This is a genomic window from Ascidiimonas meishanensis, assembly GCF_037782385.1.
In the GTDB taxonomy this organism is placed as follows: domain Bacteria; phylum Bacteroidota; class Bacteroidia; order Flavobacteriales; family Flavobacteriaceae; genus Ascidiimonas; species Ascidiimonas meishanensis.
The window spans coordinates 855,188-875,240 of sequence record NZ_JBBEXD010000001.1 but is presented as its reverse complement, the minus strand read 5'-3'; the positions used below and the strand labels follow the sequence as shown (position 1 = coordinate 875,240).

The 20,053-nt window shown below is 34.0% G+C and carries 18 protein-coding genes; 6 read left to right on the top strand and 12 right to left on the bottom strand.

Annotation, left to right across the window (positions count from 1 at the left end):
- Positions 1 to 35 precede the first annotated feature (35 nt).
- Genes WBG07_RS03795 through WBG07_RS03785 form a run of 3 tightly spaced genes read right to left on the bottom strand, consistent with a single transcriptional unit; the run spans position 36 to position 4,347 of the window.
- Positions 36 to 2,240, bottom strand: a complete 2,205-nt coding sequence (locus tag WBG07_RS03795; RefSeq protein WP_340199156.1) for a RelA/SpoT family protein — start codon at positions 2,238 to 2,240, stop codon at positions 36 to 38.
- A 41-nt stretch (positions 2,241 to 2,281) separates the two neighbouring features.
- Complete coding sequence (locus WBG07_RS03790) at positions 2,282 to 3,514, bottom strand: M48 family metallopeptidase (RefSeq protein WP_340199155.1); 1,233 nt, start codon at positions 3,512 to 3,514, stop codon at positions 2,282 to 2,284.
- Positions 3,515 to 3,546: 32 nt separating this feature from the next.
- Entirely contained in the window at positions 3,547 to 4,347 is an 801-nt protein-coding gene (locus WBG07_RS03785) for a TrmH family RNA methyltransferase (protein WP_340199154.1), read from the bottom strand.
- Positions 4,348 to 4,433: 86 nt separating this feature from the next.
- On the opposite strand from WBG07_RS03785, the gene WBG07_RS03780 reads away from it, so the two are divergent.
- A complete protein-coding gene (locus tag WBG07_RS03780; RefSeq protein WP_340199153.1) occupies positions 4,434 to 5,225 on the top strand; it encodes a hypothetical protein in 792 nt (263 codons plus the stop codon).
- A gap of 50 nt (positions 5,226 to 5,275) precedes the next feature.
- Here the strand turns inward: WBG07_RS03780 and WBG07_RS03775 are convergent, their stop codons facing one another.
- The 3 genes from WBG07_RS03775 to WBG07_RS03765 all read right to left on the bottom strand — a co-directional run bounded on the left by WBG07_RS03775 (position 5,276) and on the right by WBG07_RS03765 (position 10,855).
- Positions 5,276 to 6,577 carry an amidohydrolase family protein gene (locus WBG07_RS03775; protein WP_340199152.1) on the bottom strand — a complete coding sequence of 434 codons (1,302 nt, stop codon included), beginning with the start codon at positions 6,575 to 6,577 and terminating at the stop codon, positions 5,276 to 5,278.
- A 9-nt stretch (positions 6,578 to 6,586) separates the two neighbouring features.
- Positions 6,587 to 9,583, bottom strand: coding sequence for an amidohydrolase family protein (locus WBG07_RS03770; protein WP_340199151.1), 2,997 nt, complete (start codon positions 9,581 to 9,583; stop codon positions 6,587 to 6,589).
- A 204-nt stretch (positions 9,584 to 9,787) separates the two neighbouring features.
- On the bottom strand, positions 9,788 to 10,855 hold the full coding sequence (locus WBG07_RS03765) for a DUF3810 domain-containing protein (protein ID WP_340199150.1): 1,068 nt from the start codon (positions 10,853 to 10,855) through the stop codon (positions 9,788 to 9,790).
- 72 nt (positions 10,856 to 10,927) lie between these two features.
- Here WBG07_RS03765 and WBG07_RS03760 point away from each other — a divergent pair, with 72 nt between their 5' ends.
- Positions 10,928 to 12,388: an aminoacyl-histidine dipeptidase gene (locus WBG07_RS03760; RefSeq protein ID WP_340199149.1), complete on the top strand. Its 1,461-nt coding sequence runs from the start codon at positions 10,928 to 10,930 to the stop codon at positions 12,386 to 12,388.
- A 57-nt stretch (positions 12,389 to 12,445) separates the two neighbouring features.
- Here WBG07_RS03760 and WBG07_RS03755 read toward each other — a convergent pair whose 3' ends face one another.
- Genes WBG07_RS03755 through WBG07_RS03745 form a run of 3 tightly spaced genes read right to left on the bottom strand, consistent with a single transcriptional unit; the run spans position 12,446 to position 15,150 of the window.
- On the bottom strand, positions 12,446 to 13,561 hold the full coding sequence (locus WBG07_RS03755; protein ID WP_340199148.1) for a peptidylprolyl isomerase: 1,116 nt from the start codon (positions 13,559 to 13,561) through the stop codon (positions 12,446 to 12,448).
- 15 nt (positions 13,562 to 13,576) lie between these two features.
- Positions 13,577 to 14,134, bottom strand: a complete 558-nt coding sequence (gldI, locus tag WBG07_RS03750) for a gliding motility-associated peptidyl-prolyl isomerase GldI (protein WP_340199147.1) — start codon at positions 14,132 to 14,134, stop codon at positions 13,577 to 13,579.
- Positions 14,131 to 15,150, bottom strand: coding sequence for a DHH family phosphoesterase (locus WBG07_RS03745; RefSeq protein ID WP_340199146.1), 1,020 nt, complete (start codon positions 15,148 to 15,150; stop codon positions 14,131 to 14,133). The genes gldI and WBG07_RS03745 overlap by 4 nt, the downstream gene beginning before the upstream one ends.
- A 77-nt stretch (positions 15,151 to 15,227) precedes the next feature.
- Between WBG07_RS03745 and WBG07_RS03740 the strand changes: the two genes are divergently transcribed.
- Both WBG07_RS03740 and WBG07_RS03735 read left to right on the top strand, forming a co-directional pair.
- Positions 15,228 to 16,271: an alkaline phosphatase D family protein gene (locus tag WBG07_RS03740; RefSeq protein WP_340199145.1), complete on the top strand. Its 1,044-nt coding sequence runs from the start codon at positions 15,228 to 15,230 to the stop codon at positions 16,269 to 16,271.
- A gap of 52 nt (positions 16,272 to 16,323) precedes the next feature.
- Positions 16,324 to 16,743 carry a nucleoside-diphosphate kinase gene (locus WBG07_RS03735; protein WP_340199144.1) on the top strand — a complete coding sequence of 140 codons (420 nt, stop codon included), beginning with the start codon at positions 16,324 to 16,326 and terminating at the stop codon, positions 16,741 to 16,743.
- Positions 16,744 to 16,807: 64 nt separating this feature from the next.
- Here the strand turns inward: WBG07_RS03735 and WBG07_RS03730 are convergent, their stop codons facing one another.
- Genes WBG07_RS03730 through recF form a run of 3 tightly spaced genes read right to left on the bottom strand, consistent with a single transcriptional unit; the run spans position 16,808 to position 18,605 of the window.
- The gene (locus WBG07_RS03730; RefSeq protein ID WP_340199143.1) at positions 16,808 to 17,104 is read right to left on the bottom strand and encodes a DciA family protein; all 297 of its coding nucleotides are present in this window, start codon (positions 17,102 to 17,104) and stop codon (positions 16,808 to 16,810) included.
- Positions 17,104 to 17,529 carry a hypothetical protein gene (locus tag WBG07_RS03725; protein ID WP_340199142.1) on the bottom strand — a complete coding sequence of 142 codons (426 nt, stop codon included), beginning with the start codon at positions 17,527 to 17,529 and terminating at the stop codon, positions 17,104 to 17,106. The genes WBG07_RS03730 and WBG07_RS03725 overlap by 1 nt, the downstream gene beginning before the upstream one ends.
- Positions 17,526 to 18,605 (bottom strand): DNA replication/repair protein RecF, encoded by a 1,080-nt coding sequence (recF, locus tag WBG07_RS03720; protein WP_340199141.1) that lies wholly within the window; start codon positions 18,603 to 18,605, stop codon positions 17,526 to 17,528. Before recF ends, WBG07_RS03725 begins: the two co-directional genes overlap by 4 nt.
- 130 nt (positions 18,606 to 18,735) lie before the next feature.
- Here recF and WBG07_RS03715 point away from each other — a divergent pair, with 130 nt between their 5' ends.
- Both WBG07_RS03715 and ribH read left to right on the top strand, forming a co-directional pair.
- Positions 18,736 to 19,494: a tetratricopeptide repeat protein gene (locus tag WBG07_RS03715; RefSeq protein WP_340199140.1), complete on the top strand. Its 759-nt coding sequence runs from the start codon at positions 18,736 to 18,738 to the stop codon at positions 19,492 to 19,494.
- Positions 19,494 to 19,976 (top strand): 6,7-dimethyl-8-ribityllumazine synthase, encoded by a 483-nt coding sequence (ribH, locus tag WBG07_RS03710; RefSeq protein ID WP_340199139.1) that lies wholly within the window; start codon positions 19,494 to 19,496, stop codon positions 19,974 to 19,976. The genes WBG07_RS03715 and ribH overlap by 1 nt, the downstream gene beginning before the upstream one ends.
- Positions 19,977 to 20,053 lie beyond the last annotated feature (77 nt).

Below are 20,053 nucleotides of genomic sequence, written 5' to 3'. Positions count from 1 at the left end.
GAAAAATAAAACTGCTACAAAGGTACAGTTAAAAATTAAATTCGGGTTACTTTATCAATACCACTTATCTTCCTAAGATTGTCAATAAGTTTTTTGAGAATGGTATTGTTTTTTACTTCAACTGTTATTTTACCTGTAAAAATACCATCATCTGTATCAAAACTAAGATTTTTCATATTTACATGCATATTGTTAGAAATGATTTTTGTTACATCGCTCACAAGACCTAGGTTATCAATACCATTTAATTGTATAATAGAAGTAAATCCTTCTTGAGATGAGTCTACCCATTTGGCAGGTAAAATGCGATACGCGTAATTAGACTGCATTGTGATGGCATTCGGGCAGTCTTTTTTATGAATCTTAATTCCTTCATTAATGGTCACAAAACCAAATACATCATCACCTGGAATTGCATTACAACAATTTGCAAATTTATAATCTAGTTTTTCTTCTTCTTTTCCAAAAACGAGTAAATCATATTTAGAAGTAATCTCTTCTTTATTTAGTTCTTTGGTTTGCGCTGGTCTGCGCATTCTGTTTTTAAAGAAATTTATAAAGGTATTATTCCTTGCAGCCGCGAAATCTTTTAACTTTTGGTTTTCTATAGTGCCAATACCAACTCTATAAAAAAGATCTAAACTTGTTTTGAGTTTAAAGAATAATACCAACTCGTTAACCACTTTTTCACTCATAGTGATTTTAAGCTGCTTTAGTTTTCTTCTCAATAGTTCTTTTCCCTCTTCTGCAAGGTTCTTCTTTTCTTCTTTTAACGAAGATTTGATTTTGGTTCTTGCTCTTGCCGTAGTTGCATAGTCTAGCCAGTTAGAATTGGGTTTTGAATGTTCTGAAGTTATAATTTCTACTTGATCACCACTGTTTAAGGGAAAGCTTAACGGTACCAATTTACCATTTACTTTAGCTCCACGTGTATGCATTCCAACTTCTGTATGAATATGAAATGCAAAATCTAAAGGAGTAGCTCCCTTAGGAAGCGACTTTAAATCTCCCCCGGGAGTGAAGACAAAGATTTCTTTTGCATATAAATTCAACTTGAACTCTTCTACAAAATCTACCGCACTACCTTCTGAATTTTCTAAAGCTTCTTGAAGACGATTGAGCCAAATTTCAATACCCATTTCTTGTTGTTCACCATGCTTATATTTAAAGTGAGCAGCATATCCTTTTTCAGCAATTTCATGCATCCGCTCACTACGAATTTGAACTTCTACCCATCTTCCTTTTGGACCAATAACAGTGATGTGTAATGCTTCATACCCTGTAGATTTAGGTGAAGATATCCAATCTCGTAACCTTATAGGATTAGGCCTGAAATGGTCTGTAACAACCGAGTAGATTTTCCATGCCAGAAATTTTTCATTTTTAGTATCTGACTTATAAATAATTCGAATAGCAAACTTGTCATAGACTTCATCGTAAGAAACATTCTGAGCTTTCATTTTTCTACGTATAGAAAAAATTGATTTGGAACGTCCTTTAATTTCATAATCAATGCCTTCTTTGTCAAGAGATTCTTTAATTACAGAGGAGAAATCTTTTATATACTTCACCTGTTCTTCATTACTCTCTTCTATCTTACTCAGGATATCCTTATAAACCTCAGGCTCCGTATATTTAAGTCCTAAATCTTCTAGTTCTGTTTTTATATTATAAAGCCCAATTCTATGTGCAAGTGGAGCATAGATGTATAAAGTTTCTGATGCAATCTTTACCTGCTTGTGTTCAGGCATAGATGACATGGTTTGCATATTGTGTAATCTATCTGCAATTTTAATAATGATAACTCTTATATCATCATTAAGGGTTAGTAACATTTTTCTAAAATTCTCTGCCTGTAAAGAAACATCTTTATCAACATTTAAGTTAGAGATTTTAGTTAGTCCGTCAACAATACGCGCAACGGTCTCTCCAAACAAGCGTTCAATGTCATTTAGAGTTATAGGAGTATCTTCAACAACATCATGAAGGAGTGCAGCTGCAATAGACGTGGCATCCATACCAATTTCTGAAGCTACTATCTTTGCAACAGCTATGGGATGAAAGATATAGGCTTCTCCACTTTTGCGACGTTGATCTTTATGGGCATCTACAGCAGTAGTAAATGCCTTTCTTATTAATTTTTTATCATCATCAGAAAGTGTTTGATAACTAATACGCAACAACTCTTTGTATTGCTTAGCTATTGCCTTTTTTTCCTCTTCAAGATCTAATTCCGTCATAAATTAAAATTAACGCAAACTTTCTTATTATACAACAAAATCTATGCCTTAAGTTGTTTTATGCGCTGCCGAAGTGTTGGATGAGAATAATACGTAAATATGTATGCAGGATGCGGATTGAGATTGCTTAAACTGTTTTTAGATAATTTTTTAAGTGCTTCAATTAAATACGCCTCGTTATAAGTTTCTTTAACGTAGGCATCTGCCTCATACTCAAATTTTCTTGAAAAATAATTCATTATAAGTCCCGTAAGTCTGGAGATTGGAGTGTATAAAATTCCAAATGTGATGAGCCCAGCATGAAAACTTGGTGTCTTTACTCCAATAGCGGTAGATAACTCTGGATAATTCAAAAAGATTCCTAAAATAAATAAGGTTATTCCGGTAGAAAGAGTTGATGCAATTAAATTGTACAATACGTGATTCTTTTTATAATGTCCTACTTCATGGGCTAGCACTGCCACAATTTCAGGAACTTTAAGGTCTTTAATTAGGGTGTCGTATAAAGTGATTTGCTTCTCCGAACCTATTCCAGAAAAATAGGCATTAGCTTTAGTAGATCTCTTAGAACCGTCTATTACATAAATATGGTTAAGCTTAAATCCAGAGTTTTCTGCGTACTCTTTTATGGCAGTTTTCAATTCTCCTTCTTCTATAGGTGAACGTTTGTTAAAAAGAGGTACAATGAGCCTGCTATAAAACATGATTGCAAAAACACTTAGAATGGTAACTAACCCCCAGGTATAAAGCCAGAATAAGGAACCAGATAATTGAAAGAAAAAAATAATTAGAGACAAAACAACACCTCCTATTACGATAGTAAGTAGCCAGCCTTTTAATTTATCTGTTATGAAAGTGCGTTTATTTGTCTTATTGAAATCAAATCTTTCTTCAATTACAAATGTGTGATACCATTCAAAAGGGGTACCCAAGATATCAGATACCAGTAAAATAATACCAAAAAAACACAAAGCATTTATAATGGGCTCTTCGCTGATTGAGCTAGCTACATTATCTACAAGTTGAAAACCTCCTAAAATTAAAAATAAAAGGGTAGAGGTAAAGGTTACAAAACCATTCACAAGTCCAAACCGGTAATTAGCCTTTTTATATGCTTGAGATTTTCTATACGCTTCTTCATCATAAAGGCCTTCTAATTCTTTAGGTATGGGTGCATCAAACTTTTGGGCATTAAGGTAGGTTAACATAAGATCTACTGCAAAATCAACCACAAGAATGGCGATAATAATGTAGAAAAGTAGGGTAGGGGTCATTTAATTGGTTTTTGGGTTTTTTTAGTTATAATTTATTCAAAACTTCGTTGTCTACAGGCTTCAAAGATAATAATAGCAGCTGCAACAGAAACATTCATGGAGTCAATTTTTCCTTGCATTGGGATAATGATATTTTGTTTAGAGCTCAAAAGCCATTCTTGTTCGAGTCCGGTAGCTTCAGTTCCAACCACTATAGCAGCAGCTTCTCTAAAATCAATATTTGAATAGCACGCTGAAGCTTCTAAGCTAGCCGCATATAACGGAATTTCTTTTTCTTTTAAAAAAGAAATAATATCATTTGTACTACCCATAACAACTGTATTTGTAAATACACAACCTACAGAACTTCGAATGATATTTGGATTGTACAAATCTGTCTTTGGATTGGCAATTATTACTGCATCAACACCCGCAGCATCTGCAGTGCGAAGCAAAGCCCCTATATTACCCGGCTTTTCTGGTGCTTCTGCAATTAGTAATAACGGATTCTTTTGTTCAATTACTAAATTTTCTAAAGTGTGATCATGAGCTCTAGCAATTGCTAAGAGCCCCTCGGTATTTTGACGGTAGGCCAATTTACCATAGACATTGCTTGTTACTTTAATAAAATTAGTGCCTCCAAGATTTTTTTCAAGAAATAGATCAGTGCCTTCTTTGTATTTATTTTCTTCTATGAGTAATGTTTGTAACTCATAATCACTATCTATAGCCAATTGAATCTCCCGTTGTCCTTCAATTATAAATAAGCCAGTTTTTCGGCGCTCACGAGATTTACTTTGAAGCAATAGTATTTGCTTGACCAATGGGTTTTGTAGACTACTTATTTCTTTCAAAAGATTATTTATTGCAAAAATAATTTTATTAATGTAATATCAAACACGAAGTAACGACAAAAGGAATGAATTCATGTGTCTTTAAAATGAAAAAAATAGCTTTAATCACTTTAATGATTCTTCTAAATTTTAGTTGCAATCAAAATAAAAAAGAAGAAGAGTCTGGAGTAATTACTACTTCTAAAGAAAGTAGAATTGAGTATCCAGAAAAAATAGCCAAAATATTTGATGCACATGGAGGACTAAAGCATTGGAAATCTAAAAAAACACTTCGCTATGAGTTGGTTAAAAAAGGTGAAAATGAGAAGCAAACAATTGATCTTGTTTCCAGAAACGATCTAATAGAGACTTCAAATTATAAAATTGGTTTTGATGGTGTTAGATCATGGATTTTGCAAGACTCTACTTTTTTTGGAGGCAATCCCAGATTTTACCATAATCTGATGTTTTACTTTTATGCAATGCCTTTTGTGTTAGCAGATGATGGCATAATTTATGAACCTGTAGAACCTTTGGAATATGGAGGAATAAGGTATCCAGGTTTTAAAATTTCTTATGAAAACAGTATTGGTGATTCCCCTGATGATAATTACTTTATATATTATGATGCCGTTAGCCATAAAATGCAATGGCTTGGATATACAGTTACGTTTGGTAAAGGAGCAACTAACAGTGATATACACTTTATACGTTATAACGACTGGAAAACAATAAATGGGTTGTTATTACCAAAATCATTGACGTGGCATAACAATGAAGGAACAATAATAAAGGAGGCAGTAACTACACGTTCTTTTGAAAATATTGAAATCAGGGAAGAAAGGGTTTCTATGGATATTTTTAAAAAACCGGAAAAAGGTATATATCCGGTACAATAAAAAAAAGGGAGTGCTTTTTAGGCACTCCCTTTCTTGTGATGTCTTATTGTTTAATCACTTTGGTATTTTTTGGAATAACGTTTCCATAATTTAGTTTGATGGGTTTCAAGGCTAATTTCTCTACCTTGTATGAAGGCATGCAAAAGTTGGTTGGTCCGCATGTCTAGGGCGTCTCCTTCTGAAACAAATAAGGTAGCATCTTTTCCTACTTGTAGCGTTCCTGCCCTATCTGCAATACCGGCAATTTGTGCAGCATTTCCTGTAATAAGTTTAACTGCCTTTTCTTTTGCTAACCCATATGCTGCGAAAGTGCCAGCATAAAACGGAAGGTTTCGGGTATTCATTCTTTCCATTTGGCCGCTCATTTCAATTCCTGTAAGTATGCCAGCCTCCTCCAGCAGTGTTGCAAGCATAAACGGATGTTTAACATTGTCATCATCTGTATTGGGTAATCTGTGAGGTCTACTTAACAAAACGGCCACTTTGTTATTTGCCAATAAATCGGTAACCAAATGTGCTTCATTGCCACCAACAATTACCATGTTTTTAATACCAAATGCAATTCCAAAGTTAACAGCTTCTGTAATTTGCTTTGTATCATTTGCTTTAATGAAAAGCTTTTGAGTTCCATCAAAAAGACCTGCTACCGATTCAAAAGGTAAGTTTTTAGGTTTTTTCTCTCCTAGAAGATACGCTTTGGCCTGAGTTATAAAGTTTTTTACTTCCTGAACTTCTTTGGGATAATTTTTATTTGGCTTTAATGCAGGGTCTTCACCCATCCATCTGCGACCTCTTTTAAAGGTGTCTGGCCAATTCATATGAATCGCATCATCTTTTTTAAGAGTGGCATCTTCCCAATTCCATGCATCTAATTGCATAATTGATGAGGTTCCAGAAATTCTACCTCCTCTTGGTGCAACTTGTGCAAGTAAAATTCCGTTAGGTCTAACGCTTTCTACTACTTTAGATTCTGCGTTGTAGGCAATTTGACTTCTAACATGAGGTATAATTCCTCCAATTTCTCCATCATCATCTGTGGCACGAACAGCATCAATTTCTACCAGACCTAAGGTGGTATTCATTCCAATGAAACCAGGATAAATGTGTTTTCCGGAGGCTTCTACAATTTTTAAGTAATTGGATGTATTCGCATTGGAAGCCTTTCCGACATATGTGATTTTCCCATCTTTAAAGCCTACAGCACCATTATTAATAACTTCACCGTTACCAATATGTATGGTAGCTCCTTCAATCAAGATACTTTCAGTTTGCGGTAGTGCTGGGGTTTGCTGTGCTGTTCCAATATTAAATAAGAATAAAAAGAACAATAGGTTATATAAATATTTCTTCATAGTTTTTTTTTAAAGTGAATCACAATGAAAATGTTTCTTTTCTTTTTTCTCAGGAGTTTTTGTAGCCATCCCCTTATTTTTAGCAGCAATCATCAGATTGACCAGTTTATTACGTTCTTGACTTGCTTGTTCTTTCATTTCTTTCATCTTCTTATAATCGTAGTAAACAATACCATCAATCATGGTTTTTTCTGCAATTGCGTATATGGATAATGGGTGATCACTCCAAAGAACTAAATCTGCATCTTTACCTTCTTTAATACTTCCCATCTGCTTATCTAATTTTAACAGTTTGGCAGGATTAAGCGTAACAAACTTCCAAGCATCTTCCTCAGAAACACCTCCATATTTTATGGTTTTAGCCGCTTCCTGATTAAGTCTTCTAGACATTTCTGCATCATCTGAATTGATAGCAACCAGGACTCCTTCTTTGTGCATTATAGCAGCGTTATAAGGAATGGCATCATTTACTTCATACTTATAAGCCCACCAATCTGAAAAAGTAGAACCGCCTACACCATGCGCTGCCATTTTATCTGCTACTTTATAACCTTCAAGAATATGGGTAAATGTACTTACCGTAAACCCAAAACTTTCCGCTACTTTCATCAGCATATTTATTTCGCTTTGTACATAGGAATGGCAGGAGATAAATCGCTCTTTATTCAAAATCTCTGCTAGTGTTTTCATTTCTATATCAAAACGAGGTGCATTGGTTTTTGCCTTTTCTCTGGAAGATAGCTTATTGTAAGATTTCCATTTTTTGTCATAATCAGAAGCACGTTGAAAATAATCTATAAAAACTTGTTCAACTCCCATTCTGGTTTGAGGGAAACGGGTGGTGCTACCCCAATTGGATTGCTTTACATTTTCGCCTAAAGCAAACTTTATAAAACCGGGAGCATTATTAATAATCATATTATCTGCACTTTCACCCCATTTAAGTTTAATTAGAGCAGAGCGCCCGCCAATAGGATTTGCAGAACCATGCAATATTTGAATGGCAGTAACGCCTCCTGATAAATTTCTATAGATATCAATATCATCTGGATCTATAACATCTTCAATGGTTACTTCTGCAGAACTATTATGACCTGCTTCATTGATACTGGTCGCAGCAATATGTGAATGCTCATCTATAATACCAGAGGTAAGGTGTTTTCCAGTTCCATCAATCACCAAAGCTCCTCCTGCATCTAAACTATTTCCAATGGCTACAATTTTTCCATTTTTCACAAGTACGTCGGTATTTTTTAGAATTCCCGTGTTCTCATTGGTCCAAACAGTGGCATTTTTTATGAGCATAGGTTGTGCCTGTGGCAGTTTATCCCAACCATAGGTTTTATTAGGATAGCTAACCGGAATAAATTCAGACAAAAGATGTTCTGTTTCTTTACTTTTATCCTTTAAAGGTGTTTCATCTTTTTGCCTGGTAGCTACCCAGTTTATTTTAGATCCATTTGCTAAGGTAGCTTTACCTTCTATGCTATTTTGATTTGTAACCAGAGACGAAAGCCTTATAAATTGGTTTTTATAAGATTTATTGCTATTGTAAAATAACGTGAGCCAATTTTGATTAAAATTGAGTTTTGAATTTAATTTAATACTGTCTAGTATTATTTTTGAATTTAATTTGTCTGGCTTACCACTAATAACAAGCTTATAGATGGTTCCTGCTACTTTAAGATCATAAGTTCCAGTGATATCAACAATAGTCATGTCATTAATTACATGTTTATCACCCTGAATCCAATTTTCATAGAGATGGGTGTTTTCTTCAAAAATGTCGCCCGAGGTAATTAAAAAGTTTGCATCAAATCCGGCCTTAAGCTTACCTAATGATTTTTCTTGTTTTAAGAGTTTAGCCGGAGTACTAGTTAATGCTTCCAGCGCTTTTGCTTTAGAAAGTCCGTGATCAACAGATTTTCTTAGATTTTTAAGAAAGTCTTCCGGCTTTTCAAGGTCTGCCGTAGTAAGTGCGAATACAATATTATTTTGAGCAAGTTTACCGGGGTTAAATGGTGCCTGATTCCAATAACGCATGCTAGCCAAATCTACTTTACTTGCATCAAACGAATTGGTTACATCGTAAGGTTTTGGAAAATTCAAGGGTAAGATATAAGTGGCTTTCGTTTTTTTTACTTCGGCAAGGCGTTCATATTCATTTCCATACCCTTTAATGATATAAGGTATACCGAATTCATTTCCAATTTTAGCCGCTCTCAATCCGTTTTTTTTATCCCCTGCATCAAATATCTGAGGAAGTTCTTTATTCTCTAATAAAACTTCAATAGACATATCTTTTTGGTCAGAATTACCCTGTGCATACCATTCAGCATCATGATATAGCTGCTTTAGTAATGCGATAGCACCCATTTGAGAGGTAGGATAACTTTGATTTGAGGTTACACTTTTTTTAAAAGATAAGTGTTGAGAGGATTTCTGATTGAGAATACGTTTATTATTAGTTGCATGGTTATTCAACGCCACTAAAAGACCAGTGCCTTGTACAATACCATCTGGAATATGAGTATTGACAATTCCAAAACCTAGTTTTTGTAATTTTTTAGCCTTTTTGCTATCGTAGCTAAATTTATCAATGGCATTATTTTCTGGCATAATATGGTCATTCCAATAGTACCCTTCACGAGTAGAATGATATTGTGTAGAACGCCTAGAAGGCGTCATTTTTTTTGGTTTTTCAATACCAAAATCAGTAAAAATGTCAATAAAGGAAGGATAAATATACTTACCTTGTAAATCAACAATAACTGAATTTTCAGGAATCTTTATATCTGTCCCTGAAGCAATAATTTTTCCATTTTGAATGAGTAAGGTGCCGTTTTCAACAATTTCAGAAGAGGATTGCTGAATTTTTGCATTAATAAAAGCGGTGAAATTTTTGTTTACACTTTTAACACCATTGTTTTTAGGAAAGTATTCTTGTGTGTATCCAGACAAAAAAGAGCCTAAAAGGATGGTGAAAACCAGTAATTTTCTTTTCATAAGTTAGTTGGGTTTAGTGCTTTAAAGTTATAGGTAAAAAATATAAATGTTTGAATTTTAACTTTTTGTTAGGGAAAGTGAAGTTTTTACAACGAAAATGTAAAGAGGACTCAGTTTTGTATTTACAACAATTTCGTACTTTAACTCTTAATAACTTTATGGGTATTCAAAGCGCATGAATGCTCTTCTAGAAATAATAAGAGATTATAGCGGATTGTCCTTATGATAATTAACCAGCAAAGTAACTACATAGCTGTAACTCTTTATGCCATCTTTTTGATTGTTAGCTTTTAAAAAAGTATTAAAAGAACTCTTAAAAGCAGGTTCCGCCTTATTTTCATACTTGCTCCAAAATTTAGCAACATTCAGGTAATTTTTAATCACTCCCGGATTGATAAGACAATTGAGTTCATCAAATAATTCTTCATTGCGATGTTTTAATTCACCAAGGCAATAACGCAATGTGTAAACATAGCCCGAGTATTTAAAAAATATGTCATCATTATTTACCGCTGCAAGATATCCTATAAAATTCGCTTCATTTTCTGCTGAGAAACCTAGTTGATGTGCTTGTTCATGACAAGCAACAGTAGGATATTTATAACTAAATGCAAGACGATTTACTTGTGCTTCATGAGTAAAAGGGTTCAAATAGCCCCCATACCCCATATACGTAAGTGGTATGCTGTAGATGGATGATTTGATACTTCTGAAATCATAAGTCAAATTAGGCATTTTCTTTGCCAAATTTGAAAACCCGTTAGTGGTCATTTGATAAATTTCTCTCTGGCTATAGGGTATTTTTACAATAGTTGTATCGCTATGAGTTATTTCTATTTGAATTTGATTAGACTTTGCAATCAGTTTTTTAGTGAAATCGAGGAGTTCTTCTGTGGTATAATCGTCTCCCAGATTTAGGCTTTTACTAATAGGTTCGCGATAATAATTAAGTCCCCAAAAAAGATGAAATACAAAATATAACAAAGAAATTACGGTAAAAACTTCTCTAAAAAAATTGCGTGTCTCATATAAAAACATTTTCCAGTTGAGTATCAGAAACCTAATAATGAGAATAAATGCAATGGTATAGAAAATATCTCCTATTGAAAATGGAATCCAGCCAAATACAAGCCTGAATGCTTTGGATAACCAAGGATAAATCCCGTTACTATAATATTTTTCAATGAGATCCGGATAGTTTGCAAGCTGTTTAACCACAAAAATTTGAGGTATAATTGACAGTGCAATAATAGTTTTAATCCGTTTAATCATCTGCCAAAAATAACCAAATTAATGGTATATTGGGTTCCAATACTTACATTTGTACAACTAATCAAAAAACATATGAGTAAAGAAATACGTGCACTTGAACCCTCTGAAGTATGGGATTGTTTTGCAGATTTAAATGCGGTTCCAAGACCTTCTAAAAAGGAAGAAAGAGTGATTGCTTTTATCATGGATTTTGGTAAAAATCTAGGTCTTGAAACCATCAAAGATGATGTTGGGAATGTGATCATAAAGAAACCAGCTACTAAAGGGATGCAAGACAGACAGACCGTGGTGATGCAGTCTCATTTAGATATGGTACATCAAAAAAATGCGGAAACTAATTTTGACTTTCATACCCAAGGTATCGAAATGTATGTTCAAGATGGTTGGGTAAGAGCCAGAGGAACTACCTTGGGAGCAGACAATGGCTTGGGTGTTGCTGCAATCATGGCTATCCTTAAGAGTACCAATATTCCACATCCCTCTATTGAAGCTTTATTTACTATTGATGAGGAAACGGGAATGACAGGTGCAAAAGGATTAAAAGGTGACATACTTACGGGTCATATTTTACTCAATTTAGATACAGAAGAGGATGATGAAATAGATATTGGTTGTGCGGGAGGTATAGATTTAACTGCCGAAAGGAGTTATAGAGAAGAACCTGTACCTGAAAGGAGCATGGCATATGCAATTACAGTGAAAGGTTTACAAGGTGGACATAGTGGTATGGATATTCATAAAGGCTTAGGGAATGCTAACAAAATTATGAATCGTTTGTTTTTTGAAGGGTTTGAACAATTTGGATTGAGAATTGCCAAAATAGACGGAGGAAGCCTTAGAAACGCTATTCCAAGAGAAAGTTTTGCTGTGGTAACAGTAGATCAATTACAGCATGATGCTTTTGCTTTTGAGTTTAATCAATTAGCTGCAACTATAAAAAGAGAATTACGCAATGTAGAACCAGACCTGGTAATTACGGCAGAGGTAACAGATTTACCAGAAAGCGTCATGGATTTAGGCGTTCAAGAAGGTTTTACAAGAGCTGTATATGCAGCTCATAACGGTGTTTACGCCATGAGCAATTCTATGAGTGGATTGGTAGAAACCTCTAATAATATTGCACGAATTAAAGTGAAAAATGGTTTTATTAAAGTAGGTTGCCTAACACGTTCATCTGTGGAGACCGCAAAATTAGATCTTGCAAATGCATTAAGATCTGCCTTTGAACTTGCAGGTTTTGAAGTGAGTTTAGATGGTGATTATCCTGGTTGGAATCCTAATGTTAATTCACCAATTTTAGAAGTTCTTGAAAAGAAATATACAGAATTGTTTAATGAAAAACCAAGAGTAGTGGCATGCCATGCCGGGCTTGAATGTGGTATCTTGGGGCAAAATTATCCTGATCTGGATATGATTAGTTTTGGTCCAACCATAAAAGGAGCTCATTCTCCGGATGAACGTGCAGAAATTGCATCGGTTCAAAAGTTTTGGAAATTCACTAAAGAAATACTAAAGAATATTCCTCATAAATAAAAAAAATGCCCAAAAAACTTACTTTTTGGGCATTTTTTAATTCGTTAATGAACAAACTTATTCTTTAACCAATTCCATAATTTCAAGATCAAATACAAGGCTAGCATTTGGTGGAATTACATTTCCAGCACCGGCAGACCCGTACCCTAAATGGGAAGGAATAAACAGCCTGGCTTTATCGCCAACTTTCATCTCCATAAGTCCTTCTCTAAATCCTGCTACCAATGGAGATTCTGGACTGTAAAGCATTGGAGATGGTTCAAAATGGCCTCTCCTCATTCTTGCTATATTATCATAAGTGCCATATTTTTTTGCCACTTCTTCCCAAGATGTGTCAAACAATTTTGCATCATTTTCCAAGAATCCTGCGTAATTTACTAATACAGATTGACCGATGGCAGGTTTTTTCCCTTCGCCCTCTTTCATAAAATATACTTTAAGACCACTCGGTAATTCTTTTGCTTCCGCTTTTTGTTTCTCAAAGTTTTCTTTAATGGAGGAAATAGCAGATTTAATTTCTTCTTCTTTTTTAGAAACTCCATCAAAATAGTTTTTCATTACTTGTGGTGCGTCAAAGTTTTTGGCTTCTTTACCGTTTCTAACAATAGTTATTTTGCTAATGATAACCTCTGAAACGGGTTTTTCATTTTCGGTTTTTACTACCGCTATGCTATCTACGGTTTCTAGACCCAAAACAACTTCCCCAAAAATGTTATACTGACCATCCAGAAAAGGAGAGGGTTTATGAGTAATAAAAAATTGACTTCCATTGGTGTTTGGACCGGCATTTGCCATGGATATAATTCCTGCTTTATTATGAGTAAGACTATCGGCAATTTCATTATCAAAACGATATCCGGGGCTCCCTGCACCTGTGCCACTGCGGTCACCACCTTGAATCATGAAATCTTTTATGACTCTGTGGAAAATAACGCCATCATAAAATTTAATGCCTTTTAAACTGTCTGCAACATAGGGATTAGTTCCCTCGGCCAATGAGACAAAATTCGCAGCAGTAATTGGAGTTTTATCATAGGTGAGTTGTACAATCATATCACCGTAATTCGTTTGAATATCAGCAAAAAGGCCATCGCCTAAATCTTTATAATTTTTGTCTTTACAACCTACTAATGCAAGAATGAGTAGAAGTGTTAGTACTTTAAGGTTTTTCATGATTTTTAAAATAGATTAATTTATAATAGAATCTTTAGCACGTTCCACTACCTCAATGAGTTTCACTGTGCTTATTAAAGGGACATTAATCCCAATTTTTTCATTATCTCCATGATAACCATATGCCATGGAAGAAGGGAAAAGAAAAGTAGCAGTTTCACCTTCTCGTAATAATTTAATACTTGTTCTTAATCCAGGGAAAAGTTCTTCTTTGTCCACTTTTATGGTAGTTACACCAATGTCTAAATTGGAGTAAATAGTATCATTTAATATACTGCGAATATCATAACTAATTTTAACCAAGTCGTCTTCCATAGGCTGGTAAGCCGAGCTATCTTGTTTAATATTGTAAAAGTACCAGTAACCATTTGAAGACCTCAAATAGTTGGTAGTGCTATCTTTTTCAATTATTTCAGAGAAAAGTTTTTCTTCTGCTGCGAGTAATTCTATATTTCTATCTACAGATTTTTGATTGAAACTTCCAGATTTTATGGAGATAGGTCTTCTGGGTTCAGGGTCACTACACCCTATGAGTAGTGATGAAATTAGAATTAATAACCCTATTTTTTTCATGCAATTGTAAGTTTTGATTCATAAGAGTTTACAATTTTTTTAAACTTTGAAACCGTAGCTTCCATAGTGCTGTTGCTGCGACCTCCCGCGGCATTTATATGTCCGCCACCATTAAAATGTTGCCTTGCAAATTCATTTACGTTAAAATCACCTTTAGATCTAAAAGATATTTTAATCAAGCCATCTTGTCCATTCTCTATAAAAATAACAGAGAAAATAATTCCTTTTAATGAAAGACCATAATTCACAAATCCTTCTGTATCTCCTTTTCTAAAATGATGTTGATCTAGCTCTTTTTGTGTGAGGGTTATAAAAACGGTATTTAGTGATTCCAACATCACTAAATTACTTAATGCACAACCTAACAAATGCAGTCTATTTAAAGAACTGGAATCATAGATTGCATTATGAATCATTGCATTTTGAGCACCTTTATCTATTAGAGAGGCAATTACCCTATGTGTCTTGCTGGTAGTAGTTGGAAAACGAAAAGAACCAGTATCTGTCATGATACCAGCATATAGGCAATTTGCTATTGCTGGAGTTACGTTGTCAAGCTCATCTAAATGACTCAAAAAGTGATAAATCATTTCACAGGTAGAACTCATAGAAGTATCTGAATACATAAATTTTGCATAGTCTGCGGGTTGTTGATGATGATCAATCATCACAAAAGTAGCCTTAACACCTAGCAATGTGGGTTTCATGTTTTCAATACGATCCAAATGATTAAAATCTAATGTAAAAATCAGGTCTACCTCTTCTAATATCTTTACAGCCTTTTCTTTTTGATCATCAAATTTAACAATCTGTTGCTCCCCCGGCATCCATTTTAAAAACTCAGGATAATCGTTTGGACTTATAACGGTTGCATTGTGAGCTTTACCTTTTAAATAATGATAAAGACCTAGAGTAGAGCCTATAGCATCGCCATCCGGATTTTTATGGGGAATGATAGCGATTTTTTTAGGAGAAGATAAAACTTCTTTAAGTATGTTAATATCTTTCATTTGCATAGGCGGCTAATATACAATTTTATAATATAGATTTAACCTTACATTCTTTACATTTACATAAAATTCAAATGAATATAATGAAGCGATTCCTATTGATTCTGTGCTTGATGGTTCTAGGCTGTAAGAGCAATAGTTCTTTGTCTACTAAAAATAACATAGATTCCAAATTACCAAAAAAAAGTTATGATTTTACTATTGCTTTTGGTTCTTGTAACAATACAAGTCTTCCCAATAATTTATGGGATGATATTCAAAATGATCATCCTGATGTTTGGATTTGGGGCGGAGATATCGTTTACGCAGATACAGATAACCCAGAAAAATTAAAAAGCTTTTACGACAGACAATTAGCCATTCCTGGATACCAAAAAATAATGGAAAAGATGGAGGTTTTAGGTACTTGGGACGATCATGATTATGGTTTAAATGATGGAGGTGCTTTTTTTGATTTTAAGGAAAAAAGTCAAGAACTATTTTTAGATTTTTTACATGTTCCCGCCAATGATTCCCGTCGTGAGCGTAAAGGTGTCTATCATTCTGTGGAGTATGATTTACAGGCGGGGAAAGTAAAAGTTATTGTGCTTGACACTAGATATTTCCGTGATAATTTAACAGATGACCTTGAAAGTAAAAATCGTTACAAACCAAACCCATATGGGCAGGGTACCATTCTTGGAGATGCACAATGGAAATGGTTCATTGAAGAATTGAGTTCTTCTGAAGCAGATTTTAATATTGTAATAAGCAGTATTCAATTATTATCAGATAAACATGGATATGAAACTTGGGGTAATTTTCCACATGAGGTAGATAAATTTAAATCCGTCATTAGTAAAAGTAAAGCCAAAGGCGTTATAGTACTTTCTGGTGATAGACATATTTCAGACTTTTCAAAAACGAGTATTAAAGGGGTTTCTTATCCATTAATAGATTTTACATCTAGTGGGTTAACCCATTCTGCGACTAATAATAAGGGGGAAGAGAATCCATATAGAGTGGGGAGCTTGGTAAATAAAAAATCTTACGGACTTTTGAGGTTTAATTTTGAAAGTAGAGCAGTAATTATGCAAATGAAAGGAGATAATGGGGAAATTCAACAAACATTAAAGCAATTATATTAATACTCGTTTTTAATATTAAAAGTCTTATTTTTGCGCAAATTTTATGAAAGCAATGGCAACAAATAGAACATTCACAATGATTAAGCCTGATGCGGTTGAAAACGGACACATCGGTGCTATACTAGAAAAAATAACGGCTTCAGGATTTAAAATTGTGGCATTGAAGTATACGCAGCTAAGTAAAAGAGATGCGCAACAATTTTACGCAATTCATAAAGAGCGTCCGTTTTTTGGAGAATTGGTAGAATTTATGACTCGGGGACCTATTGTAGCAGCAATACTTGAGAAAGAAAATGCAGTAGAAGATTTTAGAGCCCTTATAGGAGCTACAAATCCATCAGAAGCAGCAGATGGAACTATTCGTAAATTGTTTGCTACTTCTATAGGTGAAAATGCAGTACATGGTTCTGATAGTGATGAAAATGCTGCAATAGAAGGCGCATTTCATTTTTCAGGAAGAGAAATTTTCTAATTAAATTTTCTAAAACATAAGAAAAAAGCATCTAATATATTAGTATATCAGATGCTTTTTTTATTCATCGGAGTACTAATTTCTTAATTACTTCCTTACCTATTTCTTCATTGATTAATTTAATGATTTTTTCCTTGCCATAACTAAGTTCTTCTCTAAGAACCGCAGAAGAAAGCTGTACATATAAAGTGGTGTTTTGTAATCTAACTTCGGTAGTATAATTATTTACTCCATTACCCATTAATTGTTTCCATGCATTTTGCACCTCAATTTTATCCATTCCTTTCTCTAGGTGATTTTCAGAAATAAATTCCTTGAGTGCGTCTGCCATAGAAAGATTATTATTGATGCGTTTTGCCATTATTCTGATACATTAATAGGTTTGAAACGTTTGTAATAATAGGTAATTCCATTTTCGTTTTCTACTACTAGCAAGTTTTCTTCAATTTCCAGAATTCTTTCTTTCCATTTTGTTAGATTGGTAGCATATTGTAGCCAAAAGGAATTATCCATTTCTAATATAGTAAATTGTTCAACATCATCACTTCCATAAAATTTCCCAATGAGATTAGGTTGTAATTTTTTTCGGAACCCTTTGGTGGAATCTAGCATTTTAATAAAATCTATTGTAGTACTTATTTTATATTCTTTAAGGGTGCCATCTTTTAATTTCACTTCTTTTATTTCCCAATAACCAGATATGTTGGTAACTACATCATCTTTTGTAATACCTTGACAACTTGTTAAGAATACCAAAATCAAAACCAAGAGGTCTGTTTTTCTCATAATTGAAATAGTTTATACGATAGATGGGTTTCTTTAACGACTGCTTCCGTGCGGTCTGCATGCGTATCACTAATAAATAATTGTCCGAAATCATCACTATCTACCATTTTAATGATCTGGGCAACACGGGTTTCATCTAATTTGTCAAAGATATCATCTAATAGTAAAATAGGCGTTATTCCTGATTGCTTTTTTATCAATTCAAACTGAGCCAATTTTAATGCTATCAAAAAAGATTTTTGTTGTCCTTGGCTACCAAATTTTTTAATTGGGTACCCTTCAATTTCAAGATTTAGATCATCTTTATGGATACCTTGCGAAGTATATTGAAGACTACGGTCTTTTTGAATATTTGCTTCCAATAGATTCTGAAGGGAATCATTGGCTAGTTGACTTTGGTAACTTAGACTAACCTTTTCCTTAGCTGCAGCGATACTTTGATAATGATCTTCAAAAATAGGAATGAAAGAGGTTAGAAATGCTTGGCGTTTTTCAAAAATAGTGGTGCCATAAGAGTGAAGTTGTTCATTATAGACACTTAAAGTTGTAGCATCAAATTTACTGTTTAAAGCAAAATATTTTAGAAGAGAATTACGTTGCGACAGTATTTTGTTGTAATTAATAAGATCTGAAAGATAGGCTTTGTCTGATTGAGAAATCACAGCATCTATAAAACGTCTTCTTGTATCGCTACCTTCTGTGATAAGGTCTCTATCTGCAGGAGAAATAATGACTAATGGTATAAAACCAATATGTTCTGATAATTTATCATATGCCTTATCATTCTTTTTAATTAGTTTTTTTTGTCCTTTTTTGAGACTACAAATAATTCTTTCTTCTCTTTCTTGCTTTTCAAAAAGACCATCAACCACATAAAAAGATTCGTTGTGTTTAATATTTTGGGAAGAGATAGGATTAAAATAACTTTTTCCAAAAGCCAGGGTATAAATGGCATCTAGTACATTCGTTTTTCCTTTACCATTATTCCCAACTAAACAGTTTATCTTTGCATCAAACTCAAAAGTTACAGACGCAAAATTTTTATAATTTATAAGGGCTAATTTTTTGATAAACATGACTTTATTTACAATAGGTGGGTAATTGTGTAATAGGATTTAAAAATATCGCAAATTATTGAAATTAATCAAAACAATTACCTTTCCTTTTTCAAATAAAATTTTATTTTTGCGGCACAAATAAATAATTATGGCAACATATAAGAAAAGAGGGGGAAAACCGGGGAGAGATAAAAATCAAGTTGAAGAACTTGACAGCACAACTGCGGAGGTATTTAGCTCACTAGATGAGGGCGCATCTAAGACAGAAGAATGGGTTGCTAGAAATCAGAATTATATCGTAGGCCTCATTGGGGTGATATCATTGGTAGTACTTGGATATCTGGCGTATAATCAGTTTGTACAGAAGCCCAAAGAGATAGAGGCTTCTAATGAGCTATATTTTGCACAACAATATTTTGATAAAGCATTAAATACTGCAGATAGTGATTCGTTATATAATTTAGCACTTACTGGCGCTGAAGGTAAATATGGATTGCTAGATATCATTGATACTTACAGTGGCACAGATGCTGCAAATATAGCTAGCTATAGTGCGGGTATGGCCTACCTAAATACGGGACAATATGATAAAGCCATAGATTATTTACAAGATTTTTCTTCTGAGGATGCTATGATGGGACCCATTGCTAAAGGAGCCATTGGAGATGCATTTATGCAATTAGATCAACCAAGTGATGCATTAGAGTATTATGAAAAAGCAATTGCTATGCAAGTGAATGATTTTACGACTCCATTATTCCTTTTGAAGGCTGGAATTGCAGCAAAGGCACTTTCAAAATATGAAAAAGCACTTGGTTTCTTTAATAGGATCAAAGAAGAGTTTCCTACTAGTGATCAAGCGAATCAAGTAGATGTAATGATAGGACAGGTTGAAAATTTAAAGTAATGGCCACTGCTAACAAAAATCTTTCAGCATATATAAAAGAACAAATCCCAAATGCGAAAAACTTTCGGTTTGGGATTGTTGTTTCTGAATGGAATGAACAAATAACAGAAGGTCTTTATAAAGGAGCTTATGATGCTTTAGTGGATTGTGGGGCACAAAGTGAAAATATTATAAGATGGAACGTACCAGGTAGTTTTGAGCTAACGTTTGGTTCCAAAAAAATTATAGAAGAAGAAAAGCCCAACGCAGTTATAGCAATAGGCAGCGTTATCCAAGGAGAAACTAAGCATTTTGATTTTGTGTGTAGTGCTACAGCAGAGGGAATCAAAGATCTCAACGTAGTTTATGATGTGCCCGTTATTTTCTGTGTTTTAACAGACAATACAATGCAACAGGCAATAGACAGAAGCGGAGGTAAGCACGGAAATAAGGGTGCGGAGGCTGCTATCGCTGCTATTAAAATGGCATCATTAGGTAAATAATCCTTCTTTTTTAGTAGAAATAATTTTCTTTTCAATTTGGGCATTATTTTTGACACCTATTGTATAAGCAGTAAGTA

What these genes read in the sequence shown, in the direction of transcription:
- WBG07_RS03760 (WP_340199149.1), top strand. Translation starts at nt 10,928, where the DNA reads ATGAGTAAAGAAATACGTGCACTTGAACCCTCTGAAGTATGGGATTGT.
- WBG07_RS03765 (WP_340199150.1), bottom strand. Translation starts at nt 10,855, where the DNA reads ATGATTAAACGGATTAAAACTATTATTGCACTGTCAATTATACCTCAA.
- WBG07_RS03790 (WP_340199155.1), bottom strand. Translation starts at nt 3,514, where the DNA reads ATGACCCCTACCCTACTTTTCTACATTATTATCGCCATTCTTGTGGTT.
- ribH (WP_340199139.1), top strand. Translation starts at nt 19,494, where the DNA reads ATGGCCACTGCTAACAAAAATCTTTCAGCATATATAAAAGAACAAATC.
- gldI (WP_340199147.1), bottom strand. Translation starts at nt 14,134, where the DNA reads ATGAAAAAAATAGGGTTATTAATTCTAATTTCATCACTACTCATAGGG.
- WBG07_RS03775 (WP_340199152.1), bottom strand. Translation starts at nt 6,577, where the DNA reads ATGAAGAAATATTTATATAACCTATTGTTCTTTTTATTCTTATTTAAT.
- WBG07_RS03715 (WP_340199140.1), top strand. Translation starts at nt 18,736, where the DNA reads ATGGCAACATATAAGAAAAGAGGGGGAAAACCGGGGAGAGATAAAAAT.
- WBG07_RS03730 (WP_340199143.1), bottom strand. Translation starts at nt 17,104, where the DNA reads ATGGCAAAACGCATCAATAATAATCTTTCTATGGCAGACGCACTCAAG.
- WBG07_RS03780 (WP_340199153.1), top strand. Translation starts at nt 4,434, where the DNA reads ATGAAAAAAATAGCTTTAATCACTTTAATGATTCTTCTAAATTTTAGT.
- WBG07_RS03755 (WP_340199148.1), bottom strand. Translation starts at nt 13,561, where the DNA reads ATGAAAAACCTTAAAGTACTAACACTTCTACTCATTCTTGCATTAGTA.
- WBG07_RS03735 (WP_340199144.1), top strand. Translation starts at nt 16,324, where the DNA reads ATGGCAACAAATAGAACATTCACAATGATTAAGCCTGATGCGGTTGAA.
- WBG07_RS03725 (WP_340199142.1), bottom strand. Translation starts at nt 17,529, where the DNA reads ATGAGAAAAACAGACCTCTTGGTTTTGATTTTGGTATTCTTAACAAGT.
- recF (WP_340199141.1), bottom strand. Translation starts at nt 18,605, where the DNA reads ATGTTTATCAAAAAATTAGCCCTTATAAATTATAAAAATTTTGCGTCT.
- WBG07_RS03795 (WP_340199156.1), bottom strand. Translation starts at nt 2,240, where the DNA reads ATGACGGAATTAGATCTTGAAGAGGAAAAAAAGGCAATAGCTAAGCAA.
- WBG07_RS03770 (WP_340199151.1), bottom strand. Translation starts at nt 9,583, where the DNA reads ATGAAAAGAAAATTACTGGTTTTCACCATCCTTTTAGGCTCTTTTTTG.
- WBG07_RS03745 (WP_340199146.1), bottom strand. Translation starts at nt 15,150, where the DNA reads ATGCAAATGAAAGATATTAACATACTTAAAGAAGTTTTATCTTCTCCT.
- WBG07_RS03740 (WP_340199145.1), top strand. Translation starts at nt 15,228, where the DNA reads ATGAAGCGATTCCTATTGATTCTGTGCTTGATGGTTCTAGGCTGTAAG.